The 17,328-nt window shown below is 29.5% G+C and carries 16 protein-coding genes; 11 read left to right on the forward strand and 5 right to left on the reverse strand.

Annotated features, from left to right (window positions below; translation table 11 throughout):
- Positions 1-122: 122 nt before the first annotated feature.
- Complete coding sequence (locus KO500_RS07235; protein ID WP_215955853.1) at positions 123-602, reverse strand: hypothetical protein; 480 nt, start codon at positions 600-602, stop codon at positions 123-125.
- Positions 603-791: 189 nt separating this feature from the next.
- On the opposite strand from KO500_RS07235, the gene truA reads away from it, so the two are divergent.
- A complete protein-coding gene (truA, locus tag KO500_RS07240) occupies positions 792-1,577 on the forward strand; it encodes a tRNA pseudouridine(38-40) synthase TruA (RefSeq protein WP_215955854.1) in 786 nt (261 codons plus the stop codon).
- A gap of 18 nt (positions 1,578-1,595) precedes the next feature.
- Complete coding sequence (corA, locus tag KO500_RS07245) at positions 1,596-2,681, forward strand: magnesium/cobalt transporter CorA (protein ID WP_215955855.1); 1,086 nt, start codon at positions 1,596-1,598, stop codon at positions 2,679-2,681.
- 2 nt (positions 2,682-2,683) lie between these two features.
- Here corA and cysM read toward each other — a convergent pair whose 3' ends face one another.
- Together cysM and epsC are read right to left on the reverse strand one after the other, a co-directional pair.
- A complete protein-coding gene (gene cysM / locus KO500_RS07250; RefSeq protein WP_215955856.1) occupies positions 2,684-3,571 on the reverse strand; it encodes a cysteine synthase CysM in 888 nt (295 codons plus the stop codon).
- Entirely contained in the window at positions 3,561-4,355 is a 795-nt protein-coding gene (gene epsC / locus KO500_RS07255; RefSeq protein WP_215955857.1) for a serine O-acetyltransferase EpsC, read from the reverse strand. Before epsC ends, cysM begins: the two co-directional genes overlap by 11 nt.
- 104 nt (positions 4,356-4,459) lie before the next feature.
- Here epsC and KO500_RS07260 point away from each other — a divergent pair, with 104 nt between their 5' ends.
- The gene (locus KO500_RS07260) at positions 4,460-5,131 is read left to right on the forward strand and encodes a DUF2461 domain-containing protein (protein ID WP_215955858.1); all 672 of its coding nucleotides are present in this window, start codon (positions 4,460-4,462) and stop codon (positions 5,129-5,131) included.
- Here the strand turns inward: KO500_RS07260 and KO500_RS07265 are convergent.
- Positions 5,123-5,536, reverse strand: a complete 414-nt coding sequence (locus KO500_RS07265; RefSeq protein WP_215955859.1) for a glyoxalase — start codon at positions 5,534-5,536, stop codon at positions 5,123-5,125. The two genes, KO500_RS07260 and KO500_RS07265, sit on opposite strands and share 9 nt — an antisense overlap.
- Positions 5,537-5,799: 263 nt before the next feature.
- Between KO500_RS07265 and KO500_RS07270 the strand changes: the two genes are divergently transcribed.
- From KO500_RS07270 to KO500_RS07300, 7 genes are all read left to right on the forward strand, one after another.
- The gene (locus tag KO500_RS07270; protein ID WP_215955860.1) at positions 5,800-6,201 is read left to right on the forward strand and encodes an acyl-CoA thioesterase; all 402 of its coding nucleotides are present in this window, start codon (positions 5,800-5,802) and stop codon (positions 6,199-6,201) included.
- Between the two features lie 293 nt (positions 6,202-6,494).
- A complete protein-coding gene (locus tag KO500_RS07275; protein ID WP_215955861.1) occupies positions 6,495-8,246 on the forward strand; it encodes an ATP-binding protein in 1,752 nt (583 codons plus the stop codon).
- Positions 8,247-8,259: 13 nt separating this feature from the next.
- The gene (locus KO500_RS07280; RefSeq protein ID WP_215955862.1) at positions 8,260-8,637 is read left to right on the forward strand and encodes a response regulator; all 378 of its coding nucleotides are present in this window, start codon (positions 8,260-8,262) and stop codon (positions 8,635-8,637) included.
- Positions 8,638-8,650: 13 nt separating this feature from the next.
- Positions 8,651-10,438 carry a HEAT repeat domain-containing protein gene (locus tag KO500_RS07285; RefSeq protein ID WP_215955863.1) on the forward strand — a complete coding sequence of 596 codons (1,788 nt, stop codon included), beginning with the start codon at positions 8,651-8,653 and terminating at the stop codon, positions 10,436-10,438.
- Positions 10,431-11,861 carry a glycosyltransferase family 2 protein gene (locus KO500_RS07290; protein WP_215955864.1) on the forward strand — a complete coding sequence of 477 codons (1,431 nt, stop codon included), beginning with the start codon at positions 10,431-10,433 and terminating at the stop codon, positions 11,859-11,861. The genes KO500_RS07285 and KO500_RS07290 overlap by 8 nt, the downstream gene beginning before the upstream one ends.
- 8 nt (positions 11,862-11,869) lie before the next feature.
- Entirely contained in the window at positions 11,870-12,988 is a 1,119-nt protein-coding gene (locus tag KO500_RS07295) for a tetratricopeptide repeat protein (protein ID WP_215955865.1), read from the forward strand.
- 1 nt (position 12,989) lies between these two features.
- The gene (locus KO500_RS07300; protein ID WP_215955866.1) at positions 12,990-15,311 is read left to right on the forward strand and encodes a YaiO family outer membrane beta-barrel protein; all 2,322 of its coding nucleotides are present in this window, start codon (positions 12,990-12,992) and stop codon (positions 15,309-15,311) included.
- Between the two features lie 409 nt (positions 15,312-15,720).
- Here the strand turns inward: KO500_RS07300 and KO500_RS07305 are convergent, their stop codons facing one another.
- Positions 15,721-16,584, reverse strand: coding sequence for a sigma-70 family RNA polymerase sigma factor (locus tag KO500_RS07305; RefSeq protein WP_215955867.1), 864 nt, complete (start codon positions 16,582-16,584; stop codon positions 15,721-15,723).
- 145 nt (positions 16,585-16,729) lie between these two features.
- Here KO500_RS07305 and KO500_RS07310 point away from each other — a divergent pair, with 145 nt between their 5' ends.
- On the forward strand, positions 16,730-17,239 hold the full coding sequence (locus KO500_RS07310) for a DUF6155 family protein (RefSeq protein ID WP_215955868.1): 510 nt from the start codon (positions 16,730-16,732) through the stop codon (positions 17,237-17,239).
- Positions 17,240-17,328 lie beyond the last annotated feature (89 nt).

Consider the following 17,328-nt stretch of genomic DNA (forward strand, 5'->3'; position numbering starts at 1 on the left):
CAATATTGAAGGGGTTTTATTTCATAGCAATTCGTTTTCCCATATTTTAATCTGATAAATCAGTACAAATACTTAAAAACTTTTAAAATAGTCGGAGTTTAATACTTTCCTTACAAATTCATTTATTTCCAAGAGTCAATATCGTTATAATCTTCAAAATTAAATCCTCCAATTTTTTCTTTTCTATAATAGAAAGCTACTAATGTAATTAGTAGCAGAAAAAAATAAAGAACAACAAGTGAAATCCCAATGGGTAAAAATGTATCAGGAATATAATGGTTTTTAAAATCATCGTATGTTGATAATATATAAATCGATTCTAAAAATTTGAACACGTAAATTAAAAAGACAAAATAGAGAGTGTACTCTGTATTTCTCATGGGTAAATCTGGCGGCTCATTTTCATTTGTTTTAAACCACAGCGCATATAAGTACACAAAGTGTACTATTGATAGAATAGGAAATATGTAATTATCATATTCTAGTAAGTAAAATTTGTGTGTGTAAAGTCCGTAAAAACTAAAAACATTTAATACTAGTAAAAGTATTATAGAAGTAATTAAAAGCCTTTTAAAACTAAAGAGTTTACGTATGAATTTCATTTGGTTAGGTTTATTTCGCGGGAAACTGGTGGTTTAAAGAAACATACTCTTGTTTTTATAAATTAATAAATTCGTTGAAATACTAATTTCGTTGAGAAAATGAGTAATTGTCTGTTTAAATAAATGTAGATAATACAGGTTTACATGTTTTTTATTTAAGTAGTATTTTTGCATTAGATTTAAAAATAGATGCAGAAAAAGCGAAATTATTACTTGGTAAAAGTTCAGTTTTTAGGGTTTAGATATAGTGGGTGGCAAAAGCAACCAGGTCAAAAAACTATTGAAGGAATGCTAACCAAAACACTGAAGTATGTTATTGAAGATCGAGTATACAAAATATTAGGAGCGGGTAGAACAGATGCTAAAGTTTCGGCTCTTGAAGCGGCATTTGAATTGTATTTAGATGGAGAACCTATTGAAGATTTAGATGATTTTGTATATTTTTTTAATATTAACCTTCCTCCAGATATTCGAATATTGAGTGTTTCAAAAGCAGAAAAGAAATTTAATATAATACAGCATAGCAAAGAGAAAGAATATGTGTACCTATTTGCATATGGAGAAAAAAGTCACCCTTTTTGCGCACCTTGTTTAGTAACTTTTTTAGGTGATTTAGATTTGGATAAGATGAAGGTTGTAGCCAAAATGTTTGAGGGTACCCATAATTTTAAAGCCTATACGGTTAGAGCAAGCGAGAATAAAAAATTTGTTCGAACAATAAAATCTTGTGAGATAAAAGAGAATACGATTATCTCTGCAAGTTTTTTTCCTGAAAAAACATATGCATTGCACGTTAATGGTGAGGGTTTTATGCGTTATCAGATTAGAATGTTGATGGGTGTTTTGGTTGAAGTAGGTAAGGGGAACCTTAGTGTAAATGATATTGAAGAGTCATTGAAACTTGATTATGACACGCAACTACCTTACGTAGCGCCAGGTTCGGGTTTATTATTAAATAAATTGAAGTTCAAGTAATATTCTTTACATTTAATTATGGGAATTAAAAAAACTAAATTCAAAATTAAAAGGACATCAACTTTACATAAGAAAATGGGGAAGGCTCCTGGTACGATAACGTATATGGGGCAACGTGAAAACACGGAGACTCAAGTGAAAATTATTAATTACGCACAAGAATCTTATGATTTAGTTATACCTGATAGTCTTGAACAAATTGAAGCTACCAAAGATGTATCTGTAACTTCATGGATAGATGTCATTGGAATAAGTGATGAAAGTTATATTGATACTTTAGGAAAACTTTTTGGATTAAATTCATTAGTCTTAGAAGATGCTGTGAATCCGCAACAACGCTCTAAGATTGATGAGTATGATAATTATATTTTTGGGGTTTTTAAAATGTTGTATTTAGATCAAAACCAAGAAATTGTCAGTGAGCATTTAGCAATTACATTATTAGAGTCAAAAGTATTGGTATTTCAAGAGTTAAAAGATGATGTTTTTGATGGTGTCCGTGAAAGAGTTAAAGCATCGTCTGGTAGAATAAGAACTCGTGGCGCAGATTATTTGTTTTTTGCGTTGCTTGATGCGGTAGTAGATAATTATTTTCTTGTACTTGAAAATATCAATCTAAAAATAGAAGTTTTAGAAGAAGAAGTTTACGACAACCCTACATCAGATGTTGCTAAAAGAATTCAAGAATTAAAAAAGGAGGTTTTACGAGTACGTCGTCATATTTTTCCAATGCGAGAATTAATAGGGCGTTTGGTTGACTCTGAAAGTCATTTGATATCAAAGGATACAAAAATTTACCTAAAAGATATTCAAGATCATTGCGTTGAAATTAATGAAAGTCTTCAAATTTATAGAGAAATGTCTATGAGTTTAATGGAAATGTATATGAGTAATATTAGCAATAAAATGAATGAAGTGATGAAGGTATTGACGATTATGGCGTCAATATTCATTCCGTTAACATTTATTGCTGGTGTCTACGGAATGAATTTTGATCATATGCCAGAGTTGCATTATAAGCATGCTTATCCGATTGTCTGGGCTGTTATGATTACAATGTTTATTGTAATGCTAATCTATTTTAAGAGAAAAAAATGGTTATAATGTTAATTATCAAAAATTCCTGATGATAAATAGCGATCACCACGATCACAAATAATACTTACAATAACTCCATTTTCAAGAGTATTTGCTAAACGGATTGCCGCGGCAGCTGCGCCACCACTACTCATACCTGCAAAAATACCCTCTTCTTTTGCTAAACGAATTGTCATAGCAGTAGCTTCTTCTTGGCTAACCTCTAAAACTTGATCAACCTTTGAGGCATTAAATATTTTAGGTAAGTATTCTTGTGGCCATTTTCTAATACCTGGTATGCTAGAATCATCCGTAGGTTGCACACCTACAATTTGTACACCTGAACTTTGCTCTTTCAAATATGTTGAAGTTCCCATAATAGTACCTGTAGTACCCATTGATGAAACAAAATGTGTTACTTTATGATCTGTATCATTCCAAATTTCAGGTCCTGTAGTTTTGTAATGTGCTTTCCAATTGTCGTTATTTCCAAATTGGTTTAGCATATGAAAGCCTTCTTTTTCAACTTTGTTTTCAGCATAATCTCTTGCGCCTTCAATACCAACATTTTTAGGTGTTAAAGTTACTTTAGCGCCATAAGCACGCATTGTTTGTACACGTTCTTTAGTTGCATTTTCGGGCATTACAAGTTCAATATTTAAGCCATAAATACCAGCAATCATAGCTAAAGCAATACCTGTATTTCCACTTGTAGCTTCAATAAGTTGGCTTTCTTTAGTAATATCACCACGATCTAAAGCACTTTTAATCATGTTAAATGCAGCTCTATCTTTTACACTACCGCCAGGATTTTGACCTTCTAATTTAAAATATAATTTAACATTTGGGTTTGTGTTTAAAACACGAGATTCAACTAAGGGAGTATTCCCTATTAAATCTATTATTTTATTTTGCATCTGGTGCTGTTTTTATTTTTATTTCTGATGTATGGTATACTGTCGAATTTGGTGGTACTGACGATGTAATAAAGGCATTTCCACCAATAACACTGTTGGCACCAATAGTTGTTTTGCCACCTAAAATTGTTGCATTTGCGTAAATGGTAACATTTTCCTCAATAGTAGGGTGTCTTTTAGTTTTACGTAAATTTTTAGCAACATAAAGTCCGCCAAGAGTAACACCTTGATAAATTCGTACATTTTCTTTAATAATTGCCGCTTCACCAATAACTACACCAGTACCATGATCTATAAAAAATGATTTACCTATTTGTGCTCCAGGATTAATGTCAACACCAGTTTGTCGGTGTGCATATTCTGTCATCAGTCTTGGTACTAATGGGAAACCTTCAACATATAATTCATGTGCTAACCTATATATGGCAATGGCATAAAAACCAGGGTAGGCCATATATACTTCTTCAATAGTAGATGATGCAGGATCGCAGTTTACAAACGCTTCTGCATCTAAATTTAATTTTTCTAATATCTCAGGGAGTTTTACTACATAGCTATCCCAAACTTTTTTACATGGCTTATCAATTTCCCAACAACCTAACTCTACTAACTCATCAAATAAGGCTTCTAAAGTAGTTAGATTTTCTTCTACTGGAGTATCAATATCAAAAAGGGTGTAAAACAGCTTGTCTGTAAATAGTTGAACCTTCTCTTTAAGTCGAAATCTTAAGTTAGGCTGTTTTTTATGTTGATTTATTTTATCAATAATCAATTTTGAGTCCATAGTATAAAATTGTTATTATCAAAATTAACCATTATTTTAAAAGAGGCTTATAAAATTTGGTTAACTTTCGTTACAATAATCAATTTTTAAGTCGGAATAAAAATATGCTACTAACACAAGAAACATTAAATTTCTTAAAAGATTTAAAAGAAAATAATAATAGAGAGTGGTTTGATGCCCATAAACCTACCTTTAAAGCGCACCAAGCAGAGGTAAAAGCACTTTTTGAAGAAATTTTAGAAGGCTTAAATGTGAATGATGATATTGAAAAATTTAAAATGTTCCGTATTTATCGTGATGTGCGATTCTCAAAAGATAAAACACCATATAAAACACACTTGTCTGGCTCTTTTAGTAGGAGTGGAGCTAAATTAAGAGGAGGTTATTATGTGCGTATTAAACCAAATGATAGTGTAATTGGTGTTGGTTTTTGGGAACCGAATAAAGAGGATTTACTCAGAATAAGAAAAGAATTGGAACTTGATGCCGGTGAATTTAGAGAAATTATAAATGAACCTTCATTTAAAAAAGTATGGGGTACAATTACAGGTGATGAATTAAAAACTTCACCAAAAGGCTTTGATAAAGAGCATAAAGACATTGATTTGATTAAAAAGAAGCAATATATTTTTATTAAAAAATTTACGGATAAAGAAGTTGTCGCTCCTAATTTCTCAAAAAAGGTTATAACTTCATTTACTTCGGTTAGGCCATTTTTTGATTTAATGAGTGATATTTTAACAACAGATTTAAATGGAGAATCGCTTTTAGACTAAAGCGATTTCTTCTTTTTCAAAAGCTTGAATTTGATCTTTTAACCTTTCAACAACCATTTTCATCATACGTTTATTTAATGCTGATGAATTTTGAGTGTATAAATCGTATTCTTCCACAGTAAAAAGCCCTATAACAATACCTTTTAATGAGTTTCTGAACTTTATATCTCTTTGTATAGCATTTTCAATATATTCAAACCTTTTTTCTAAAGAAAGCGTGTAGAATTTATCTTTGTGCTTTGCAATGTAATTTTTAAATACATGTAATAATAATGTATTCTGCATATTTAAAACTTGTCGTAATGTTTTGTTTTGAAAGTACTCTTCACTGCTCATATTATCAGTGATTTTTGCAGTTCCAATTTCCGGTCTTATTTTTAAAAGACTATGCGATCGTTCGTTCATCAGTACATTTTTTTTAAAGATATAGAAATCAATTGTTGGTTTTTAATTTGCTTACAATAGTTTTTAACGAGTTTATAAACATTTCCCTTTTCAATATTTTTGAGGATATTTAAACATCTTACTTATTTCAATAGTCGAATATTATCAAATTCAATAAATTGTAAGCAGGCATTTTTCATATTCAAAAAACGAAAAATGATTTATGAATATTGTTATTTATCCTGAAATTTCTTTACTAATTTTGTATCATAAAATAGAAAAATATGCGATTTCATACTAGAAAATGGGTTAAACCAGGAGATTTAAATGCAAACGAAACTCTTTTTGGAGGTAGAGTATTAGCTTGGATAGATGAAGAAGCGGCATTGTATAGTATAATACAGCTTGAGAGCAAAAAAGTGGTTACTAAATACATGTCTGAAATTAACTTTATGAGTAGTGCTGTAAAAGGCGATGTGGTTGAAATTGGTATTGAAGTAGTATCATTCGGTAAATCATCACTTACTCTTAACTGTGAGGTGCGTAATAAAATGACACATGAAACTATTGTTACTGTAGATAATATTATTATGGTAAACTTAGGTGAAAACGGCAAGCCAGTTGCTCATGGTAAAACTAAAATTGAGTATGTTAAAGATCGTTTAGCGTCTCAAGAAAAGTTATAATTGCTATTTAGTATTAATAAAATTCTATTATAAAACGCTAATTTTTTTATTTCAATTGGTGTTTTATAATAGTTATATCAATTAGCTGTATATCAGTTAATTATTAAATTGTGTTTAATTTTTAAGAAATAGTACAAAATTGTGCTTATATCTGTAAAATACACATTTTAACGATATTAGACTTCACGTATAGTTGTTTTTACAACATAAATACTCCAATAGGTAACATTTTATTGTTCAAATAACCACTTTAGGGCATTTTTATAGTGACATAACCAAATACCACTATAAATTTGAAGTCTAACGAACTACTTTCTTATCTTTCAAAAGTTGAGTCAAAGCTAAATAGCTTTTCTTTTGAAGAACTAAGTACACAAGAAACTGCTGAATTGAAAAAGTCTATAATGTCTTTTAAAGATAATTTAGACAGTAAGACTAGAGATGCTGAAGTTGAAAAAAATAAGACTGTCACTAAACTTCAACCAAATAGACATTTAAATAATTCTCAAGAAATGCTGATTGCAAAAGTCAGTCATGAAATTAGAACCCCTTTAAATGGTATTATCGGTTTTACAGATTTATTAGCAGAAGAAGATTTATCAGAGAGACAACAAACTCATGTAAATGCAATACAATCAGCTTCAAATACATTGCTGAATTTAATTAATGAACTTCTAGAGCATTCAAAATTAAGTTCAGGGACTTCACATTTTGAAAATGTAGATTTCAATTTAAGAAACCTTATTACAGATGTTTCATACTTATGCAAAACATTAATTGTTAACCCTGAAATAGATTTTAAGGTTAGCATTGCTGATAATGTACCTTCAATTATAAATGGAGACCCATCAAAACTTTCTCAAATATTATTAAACTTATTAGGTAATGCTATAAAGTTTGTAAATAAAGGAAGTATAGAATTACAAATAGCTGTAAAGATTTTAGATGTTAAAAATCTAACCTTAGATTTTTATGTAAAAGATACAGGCATAGGAATACCAAAAGGTAAACTAAATACCATATTCGATTATTACAAACAAGCAGAAATTGATACCCAAAAAAATTACGGAGGCACAGGTTTAGGTTTAAGTATAGTTAAACATATAATTGAAACATTACAAGGTAAAATAAATGTATATAGTGAGTTAGGTGTTGGTACAACTTTTAATTTCACATTACCTTATATAGTAAGTAGTTACGTTCAAAAAGACAGGTCGTTAGAAGTAGATATAGACTTATCAAAACAAGAAGAGCAAATTAAAACAATGAGTATTCTTGTGTTTGAAGATAACATACTAAATCAAAAACTAATACAAAACAGATTAGAAAATTGGGGATGTAAATGTTATGTAACCGATATGATTGAAAAGGGTATGGGCATTTTAGAAAATGAGAAAATTGATGTTATTCTTATGGATTTAAGAATGCCAGAAACCACAGGGTTTGAGGTTTCAAAAAGGATAAGGGCGAATAAAATATCAAAAATAAATACGATACCTATAATCGCTTTAACAGCAGATTTAACAATACAAGATAAAAAATTGTGTAAGGAAAGTGGTATAAATGACTATATGTTAAAACCATTTGATTCAAAAAAATTATTACACAAGCTAACCACTCAAATTAACCCCCTAAATATAAAAGATAGTATGGATTCGCAACCAATAGTATCAAGATTGAATGAGACAGACCAATTAGATGTTGATTTGTCAAATGTTTTAGAAGAATGTTTTGGCGAAACTGATGTTCTTGAAGAGTTAGTGCGTTTATATAAAAATAATGCAGTAGAGTTTATTGGAAAAACTAAAATTAATTTAAAAAACTCTGATTTTGAAGGAATTAGATTTAATACTCATAAAATTAAAGCAGGTTTAAAATTGATGAAAACCTTTGGTTTGTATCGTATAGTTGAACAAATGAATACCATTTGTAAGCAAGATCAAGATATTAAATATTTAAATTTTCTATATGATTGTTTTTTAACTGAATATGGATTAGTAGAAAAAGCTATAGATAGTTTTATAACGGATTTAAAAAACAAATAATTGAGACAGCCTTATGAGTACAATTAAATTATTATTAGCTGAAGATGATGAACTATTAGCTTCTCTATTAAATTTTCGATTAAAAAAAGGAGGATTTGATGTAGCTATTTGTACTGATGGAAAAAAAATTAAAGAATACCTAAAAGATAATACACCTGATATTATTGTAAGTGATATTATGATGCCTTATTTCTCAGGATTAGAAATTACTGACTATGTTCGAAATACCTTAAAACTTGATATTCCTATTATCATTCTTTCATCGGCTGGTAATGAAGAAAATATTTTAAACGCTTTTAAATTAGGGGCTAATGATTTTTTATCTAAACCTGTAAGTCCTGCAGAATTAATTTTACGTTTAAAAAAAGAATTAACCAATAAAGTAATATAAATCAACCTATAAATTGAAGCTCCCGACTCTAAATATATATAGTTTAGTAAAGGCCCCATTAATTCATCAAGATTTAATTTGGGACCTGACTTTCTTGTTTGGAGGTTTATCTGTAGTATATTTTTCGTGTATATTTTATTATAAATCAAAACTTAAAAAACACAATGTAGATAAAGCTAAGCGAAAAAAAGAGCTTACTCCACTTGTAAGTGAATTTTTATTTTATAATGAAAAAGAGGGCTCTCTACCTGAAAAAAATAGCTACATAAATAAAAAAATTGAGATTAGAGAATTATTAAAAAATCATAAGAATAAAGCTGTTTTAACTGAGATTTTGCTGGACCTTAAGATTGATGTGTCTGGAGAAACCAGATTGGTTCTTTTTAAATTATATAGAGATTTACATCTTGATGAATATGCTTTTGAATGCTTACATAGTTTTAAATGGGTCAAAGTTGCTAGAGGTATGTTTCAGCTTACACAAATGCAAGCTACTGAATATTATGGTTTTATAAGTAAATTTATTAATGATAGGCGACCAGTTGTAAGGGAGCAAGCTGAAATATCTACAGTTACTTTATTACACGAAGGAATCTCTTATTTTTTAGATAACACAAAATATAAAATATCTGAATGGCAACAGCTTAAAATTTTAGAGGTGCTTACCAATTTGGAAAATTTTGATCCTCCAAGATTTTACAAATGGCTTACATCAAAAAATAAATATGTTGTTTTATTTTCGCTAAGGTTGATTAAGCATTATGATCAAAATGATGGAGAAAAATCAATCATAACATTAGTAAAACATAAAGATGCTCAAATTAAAAAAGAAGCAATACACTGTATAAAAAAATTCAATTTTACAAATTCAAGAAAACAATTAAAAGCGGTTTTTTGGAAGAATAAGGTTGATGTTAAAATTGCAATATTAGATACATTGGCTGAATTTGGTTTTGAAGAAGATATCGCATTTTTAGAAACAGTCGAAAATAAAGAATCAAACTTTTTAGTAAAGAGCAAAGCAATAAGTTCAATTAATTCAATTTTACCGGGAACAGTAGTTCCTACAGAGAATATTGAAGTTTTAACACCTGAAGAAAATAGTTCAATTAAAGTTAATATTAAAGAAGAAACTTTAAAGGTAGATCTAACAGAGGAAGAAGAAGAAATAATTGAACACATATTAACGGAACGTGAGGTGGGGATTATTGATGATAACTCTATTCAAACAAAAGGTAGTAAAAGCAGTGTTTTTGAATCACTTTTCAATTTTTGTGATTTAGAAACCAAATTGTTCATGATTGATCAAATGGTTGAAATAGGATCTAAGAAAGAAGCACTTTTTTTACAAACTCTTATCGATCATGGAAATAAAGCTGTGCGTAAAAGAGCTTTACAGGTTAAGCTTCAGTTAGAAAAAAGTGTAGATCTGTTAGAGAATGGTATTGATTACGAGCAAAATGAAACTACCGCTAAAAAAGAAGATGTAGAGGTTAAAATTGTAGAGAATGTAAATGTACTTCTTCGTGATAATGAAATACAAGTTATACATAATACTCAATTAAAATCTTTAGAGTTTTGCTTTCTAAAAGAAGAAGTTGTAGTACCTAAACCTTTTGATATTTTAGAAGTTGAATTTCACATGGATACTTTAAAGCCTTTTATATCTAAAGAGAGGCAAGAGACAGAAGGGTTTAACAATGTTGTTGAAGCTAATGGAGGTTTGACTAAAGATGAGCGTAATTTTTTTAATAAATATTTAGAATTCCCAAATTCATCAAAAGATAAGTTTAATGGATAACGGTGTTTTCAATATCATATTAGATTATATAAACATTGTGTTTTTTGTGTTTACTGTCGTGCTGTTTACATTTTTTACATTAATGGGATATTTATCTACACGTAATTCACTTCATTATAAAGACAAAAACAGCTTTGGTGATTTGTCAAAAGTAATGGCTTCTCCATTAGCACCAAGCATTACAATTATTGCGCCCGCATATAATGAAGAAATGACAATTGTTGAAAATATAAGGTCTTTACTTTCGTTAAAGTATGTTGATTATGAAGTAATGGTTGTTAATGATGGTAGTAAGGATGATACCATGCAAAAAATGATTGACGCTTATGATTTAGAGAAGATTGAACAACGTATTGATCCCAATTGGAAATCAAAACCTATACGAGGTATATATAAATCTAAACATCGTTCTTTTGCCAAGCTTACAGTCATAGATAAAGAAAATGGTGGCAAGTCTGATGCTTTAAATACAGGTATGTATTTATCAACTAATCAATACGTTGGTTGTATTGATGTTGATTGCTTGTTGTTGCCCGATGCATTATTACATGTTGTAAAATCATTCTACCAACAAACAGAAAAAAGAGTAATAGCGGTAGGTGGTGTAATACGGGTAGCTAACTCATGTGTTATTAATGGTGGTGCTTTAGAACAAATTAATCTACCAGAAAACCTATTAGCGAAATTTCAGTTATTAGAGTATACAAGATCTTTTTTGCTAGGTAGAATGGCTTTTGGTTGGCTTGATAGTCTACTTATTATTTCAGGAGCATTTGGTTTTTTCGATCGTGAAATTGCTTTGGCAGTTGGGGGTTATGATACCAATACTGTGGGTGAAGACATGGAAATTATTTTTAGAATGCGCAGGTATATGGTAGAAAATAAATTACCGCATACTATTGAATATATTCCTGATCCATTATGTTGGACAGAGGTTCCTGAAAGTAGAAAAATATTAATAAACCAACGCGATCGCTGGTCAAGAGGTAATTTAGAAACTTTGTACACTCATAAAGAAATGTTTTTTAATCCTAAGTATGGCAGATTAGGGTTGTTAAGTTACCCGTATTGGTTTTTTTACGAATGGTTGGCGCCATTGCTAGAGTTTTTTGGTTTTTTTTCAATCATACTATTCTATTATTTAGGTATTATAAATTTGCCATTCTTTATAGCAATAACAAGCGTGATTTATATGTACTCAATCATGTTTAGTTTATACGCCATTTTATGGGAAGTTTTCTCATATAATCAATATAATAAAACAACTGATATTTTAAAATTAATAGGTTGTGCGCTAATTGAACCCTTTATTTTTCACCCAATAGTGGTTTTTGCTGCAGTTCGAGGTAATTATAAAAAACTATTTAAAATAAAATCAGGTTGGGGTACAATTACAAGGAAAGGGTTTGCCAAAGCAACATAATAATATAGATGCAGTTAACTAACGAAAAAAATAAAGAAACTACTTTAAGAGAGTACACGAGGCTAATTATTGCCTTCTTGTTTTGTCTTGTCGTACTCTCTGTTTTTCAATATGCAATGCTATACTTTAAAGGAGTTATTGATAGTATTTTTAATGTAAGTTTTGTATTGTCAGTTGTTCATCATTTGGGCTATAGTTCTTTTATAGGTATTCTTTTGGTATCTTTTTTTAGATTGATAGAATATTTTAAACCTAAAAAAGGATTCAAATTTATTTATGGATGCTTATTAGTTTTGTTGTCTGTAGAAAGTGCATTAATGTCTTATTTTATTTTAGAGTATACACCGTATGAGGCAAGTATATTCAATAATAATTTTGTTGATAGTGTTTTCTTGGTTCATAACACACCTGGTTTTTTATTTTACTGGGTAATTGGGCTAATAGCATTACTTTTTCTTTTTGTGTATTTCTATAAGTTAACTGTGAAATTTTACCATCATATAAGTAACATGTTTCCGTTAACTATTGTTTTTTTAACTGTTTTTATAGCTACTTTATTTACAGAAGGCAGGCCTATAAATGAGAATAAGACTCAGTACTTAGTTTCCACTTTTGTTATAGAAAAAAATGTTGATATTAAAAATGGTAAAAAAAGCCAGTTTACTAATGAGGAAATTGTCTGGATAAACAGTCAGTTTAATGGTCATGATTTTGATAATGCTTATAAAAAAGCACGTCAATTTGCATTTGATAAAAATTATGAAAAAGCTCAATTGCTTATAAGATATATTCTATCAGAAATTCCAAATCATATTGATGCAAAAATTTTAGAAGGTAGATTATATGCTTGGAATGGCAACTACGAAAAAGCAATTCAAGTGTTTGAAGAATGTTTAGTATTAAATACTTCTTACGATGATACTTATAAGGCACTATTAGATGTTTGTTACTGGTCGGATGAAAATGAGAAAGTACTCTACCTTTTTGATGAGATTGAAATTAACACCATAAATAGTCCAGAATTAGTTGAAAAAATAGCTAGAGCGTATCATCGCGTTAAAGAAAATCCTGAAAATCCCAAAATCTCAAATCTTAAAATAGAAGTCTTTTTAGCTTCAGTAGAATAACATGTATTTAAAACAATTCCTACATATACTATTATTTAGTCTGTTTTTCTTAGCTGTAAATGCACAAGGTGTTGATGTCTATAAAGGTAATCCTGATGCTTCATTTCTTGCGGCGCGAGAACTTGCTTTTTCAGGTGAAAATGAAATAGCGAGAGATACTTTAGTATTAATACTTACTGAATACCCTGATTATATTGATGTTCATAATTTATTAGCTAAAACCTACAGTTGGGAGGGTAATTATAATGTAGCTCGTGGTCAATTTAATAAAATCTTATCAAAAGAACGTAATACTAAAGAAGTATGGATTAGTGCTATAAAAAATGAATTTTACGCAGGAAATTATGGAATAGCATTAGGTTTGTCAAATAAAGCATTAATTCATTTTAAGGATGATGAAGACTTGTTGGCTTTGAAAAATAAAGCAACTTTTAAAATTAATCCTCGAGATGTTGAAGACCCTCAGACGTCATTTTTAATAGCGGAGGAACTTGCTTTATCTGGTAAGCGAGAGGTAGCAAGAGACACTTTGGCTTTACTATTAAAGGATTATCCTAATCATGTTGAAGGTAAAAGTTTATTAGCTAAAACACATAGTTGGGATGGTGATTATGATGTTGCTCGCAGTGAATTCAATGAAATTTTAACAAAAGATCACAATAGTAAAGAAGTGTGGATAAGTGCTATTGAAAATGAATTTTCAGCAGGAAATTATGAAATAGCTTTGGGTTTAGCGAATAAAGCATTGTTGTTTGCTAAAAAAGACAGAGATTTATTGAAATTAAAAAACAAAGCTCAATACCTTATTGATCCTCCTAAAGTTGAAGACCCTGATGGTTCATTTGAAACAGCGCGACAATTAGCATTTTCAGGTAAGCGAGAAATAGCCAGAGATACTTTAGAGGTAATTATAAGTAGGTATCCAAGTTATGTTGATGCTCATAATTTAAAAGCCAAAACTTTTAGTTGGGATGGCGATTATGATATAGCTCGAGAGGAATTTAATAAAATTTTATTAAGAGAACAAGAAAATAAAGAAGTGTGGGTTGGTGCAATTAACAATGAATTATTTGCTGAAAACTATAATACTGCAATAGGATTGTCTAATAAAGCATTATTGATATTTAAAGATGATAAAGAGCTTTTAAAATTAAACCACAAAGCGTTATTAAATTTAGATCCACCGGAAATTGTAAACCTAGAATCTAAATTTTTAATAGCTCAAAATTTAGCTTTTGAAGGTAAACGAGATGTAGCAAGAGATACTTTAGATTTAATTTTAACTAAATATCCAGACTATATTGATGCACAAAATTTAAAAGCTAAAACATACAGTTGGGATGGTGATTATGATACAGCTCGTGCTTTATATAATAGAATTTTATCAAAACATCATGAAAATAGAGAAGTTTGGGTTAGTGCAATCAATAATGAGTTTTATGCTGAAAACTATGCTACAGCATTAGGGTTATCAAATAAAGCATTATTGTATTTTAAAGATAATTATAACTTTTTAAAATTAAAAGAGAAAGCAATTGATGCAATTGAAAACCCCAAAATTGAACAACAACTCATTGTAGAAAACGATACGCTTAAAAATGGTATAGAAGTTACAGCGGCTATGGATATTTTTGATGTTGAATATGATCCTATGTATTATGGTAGTCTTGCGTATAGTAGAACTACTAAATATGGTAAAATAATACCTAAAATAAATTATAGCAATCGTTTTAATACTAACGGAGTTCAATTTGAAGTAGATGCCTATCCGCAATTTTCTGATAAGGTGTATGCGTATTTAAATTACGGATATTCGAATTCTAGTATTTATCCTAAACATAGAGCAGGAGCGGAGGTTTACACTGGTTTACCTAAAAACATGGAAGCTTCTTTAGGAGTTCGTTTTTTAGATTTTATTACAAACAAAGTAACTATTTATACTGGTTCTTACGGTTTGTACACTGGCAATTATTATCTTTTATTACGTGGCTATGTAACACCTTCAGAAAATAACACATTCAATCTATCAGGAAATTTAATGGCCAGAAAATATTTGAAAGATAGGTACAATTATTTGGGCTTAAATTTTACTTATGGTTATTCTTCAGATTTAAAACAATTTATAAGTGACAATGTTTTGCTTGCTGAAACAATTCTTTATTTGGAGTCGCAACAACTTAACTTAGAGTATCAATTTACAACAAAGGGCAATTCAAACCCGTATAGAGCATTTTTAGGTGTAACAAGGCAAGAGTTGAGTTTTGATGCGAATAATTTTTTCTACGCGGCAACTTTAGGTTTTAGTTACCAATTTAAGTTTTGAAAATATTTAACTTAAACTTCACTAAGTTTTACAACACTTTTTAAGCATTACACCACATTATCTTGTAGAAACTCTGTTGTTCAAATATATTTATACTATAATTATTCCAAATCTTACTACATATGTTATACGATACTTACGGAGAAGAATACCTAACCTTCTTACAAGACCTAAATGAGATTTTAAGTTTAAATGAATTAGTTGAATTAGATTTTTTTTAGAATCAACCTTTAATAGAAAACAAATATTATGGCAAACAAGAATGACAACACTGCGTATGTAAATTTCATTAATAGCTTAAATGAAATTTTAGGAAATTATAATATTAATGAGCTCAACTGCTCTTAAAATAATAAAGGCTCACTAAATAAGTGAGCCTTTATTATTTTATTAATTGTGATAGTAAAAATTACCCCAAGTAAGTCTTTAAAATTTTGCTTCGAGAATTATGTTTTAATTTTCGAATAGCTTTTTCTCTAATTTGACGTACACGTTCACGCGTTAAGTCAAAAGTCTGACCAATTTCTTCAAGCGTCATAGAATGTTGATCACCAATACCGTAGTATAATTTAACAACATCAGCTTCACGTTGAGATAATGTTTCTAAAGCTCTATTAATTTCAATATTAAGAGATTGTTGTAACAAAGTTTTATCAGGGTTAGGAGATTCTCCAGAACCAATTACATTATACAAGTTAGAATCTTCACCTTCTTTTAGAGGCGCATCCATTGATACGTGTCTACCAGTATTTTTAAGCGATTGTTGTACTTCACCAACAGTCATTTCTAATTCCTTAGCAATTTCTTCAGCTGAAGGTGGTCTTTCATGTGCTTGTTCTAAGTATGAAAACGCTTTTTTAATTTTATTGATAGAACCAATTTTGTTCAATGGTAATCTAACAATACGTGATTGTTCTGCTAGTGCTTGTAAAATAGATTGTCTAATCCACCATACAGCATAAGATATAAATTTAAAACCACGAGTTTCATCAAAACGTTTTGCAGCCTTCACTAAACCAACATTTCCTTCATTAATTAAATCTGGCAATGTTAATCCTTGGTTCTGATATTGTTTTGCTACGGAAACTACGAATCTTAAATTTGCAGTGGTTAATTTTTCTAAAGCAACTTGATCTCCTTCTCTAATTCGCTGTGCTAAATCAACTTCTTCATTTGCTGTAATTAAATCGATTTTGCTGATATCTTGCAAGTATTTATCTAACGATTTTGACTCTCTATTGGTTACCTGCTTAATTATCTTTAGTTGCCTCATATATCTATTTATTGTTCGAAGTTACATAATACATTTTTTTATTGACTTTTCAAAACAAATATGAATAAATGATTGCTTTTTGTGAAAAAATTAAGAAATAGGTGTAATTGTCAATAGTTTTTCATTAAACTCTATCTTTGTAAGCATGAGCAAAAGAGCCTTAAAGGAGTACGTTTCAGAACTACCCAAAAAAGAGTTGGAATTACAATTATTAGATCTTTACGATCGTTTTCCGTTGGTCAAAGAATATTATAATTTTATATTTAATCCTAAAGAAGATAAGTTAATTCAAGACGCTAAAGTTAAAATCTCTAATGAGTATTATCCTTTAAAGCGAAAACGAGCAAGATTGCGCAGATCTATTGCACAAAAATTTATAAAACATTTTTTAAAATTAGGTGTTGAGGCTCATTTAGTTGCTGATGTTATGTTGTATAATATTGAAATAGCACAATCATTTTCTTCTGAAAAAAAAGTAGCCGATACTTTTTACAAAAGCATGCATAATTCTTTTGATCAAGCAGTAGTTTATATTTCTCAAAATGGTTTGTTGGCCGATTTTAAAAATAGGGTCGTTACAATCTATAATGAAGCTGAAAAGCAAGACTGGCTTAACTTTGAAGATTTTTCTAGAACTTTAGATAAAATAGAATAGTTATTTTTTTAATATTTTGAATAGCTAAAATTTCTTTTAGGCACAAAAAGCCGCTAGTTTTGTAAAATTGGCATTTTCGATTTTTTTAA

The organism is Cellulophaga baltica (genome assembly GCF_018861125.1).
GTDB lineage: Bacteria > Bacteroidota > Bacteroidia > Flavobacteriales > Flavobacteriaceae > Cellulophaga > Cellulophaga baltica_A.

Coding starts and splice junctions, on each gene's coding strand:
- corA (WP_215955855.1), top strand. CDS start 1,596: ATGGGAATTAAAAAAACTAAATTCAAAATTAAAAGGACATCAACTTTA.
- KO500_RS07305 (WP_215955867.1), bottom strand. CDS start 16,584: ATGAGGCAACTAAAGATAATTAAGCAGGTAACCAATAGAGAGTCAAAA.
- epsC (WP_215955857.1), bottom strand. CDS start 4,355: ATGGACTCAAAATTGATTATTGATAAAATAAATCAACATAAAAAACAG.
- KO500_RS07300 (WP_215955866.1), top strand. CDS start 12,990: ATGTATTTAAAACAATTCCTACATATACTATTATTTAGTCTGTTTTTC.
- KO500_RS07265 (WP_215955859.1), bottom strand. CDS start 5,536: ATGAACGAACGATCGCATAGTCTTTTAAAAATAAGACCGGAAATTGGA.
- KO500_RS07235 (WP_215955853.1), bottom strand. CDS start 602: ATGAAATTCATACGTAAACTCTTTAGTTTTAAAAGGCTTTTAATTACT.
- truA (WP_215955854.1), top strand. CDS start 792: ATGCAGAAAAAGCGAAATTATTACTTGGTAAAAGTTCAGTTTTTAGGG.
- KO500_RS07290 (WP_215955864.1), top strand. CDS start 10,431: ATGGATAACGGTGTTTTCAATATCATATTAGATTATATAAACATTGTG.
- cysM (WP_215955856.1), bottom strand. CDS start 3,571: ATGCAAAATAAAATAATAGATTTAATAGGGAATACTCCCTTAGTTGAA.
- KO500_RS07280 (WP_215955862.1), top strand. CDS start 8,260: ATGAGTACAATTAAATTATTATTAGCTGAAGATGATGAACTATTAGCT.
- KO500_RS07295 (WP_215955865.1), top strand. CDS start 11,870: ATGCAGTTAACTAACGAAAAAAATAAAGAAACTACTTTAAGAGAGTAC.
- KO500_RS07270 (WP_215955860.1), top strand. CDS start 5,800: ATGCGATTTCATACTAGAAAATGGGTTAAACCAGGAGATTTAAATGCA.
- KO500_RS07260 (WP_215955858.1), top strand. CDS start 4,460: ATGCTACTAACACAAGAAACATTAAATTTCTTAAAAGATTTAAAAGAA.
- KO500_RS07310 (WP_215955868.1), top strand. CDS start 16,730: ATGAGCAAAAGAGCCTTAAAGGAGTACGTTTCAGAACTACCCAAAAAA.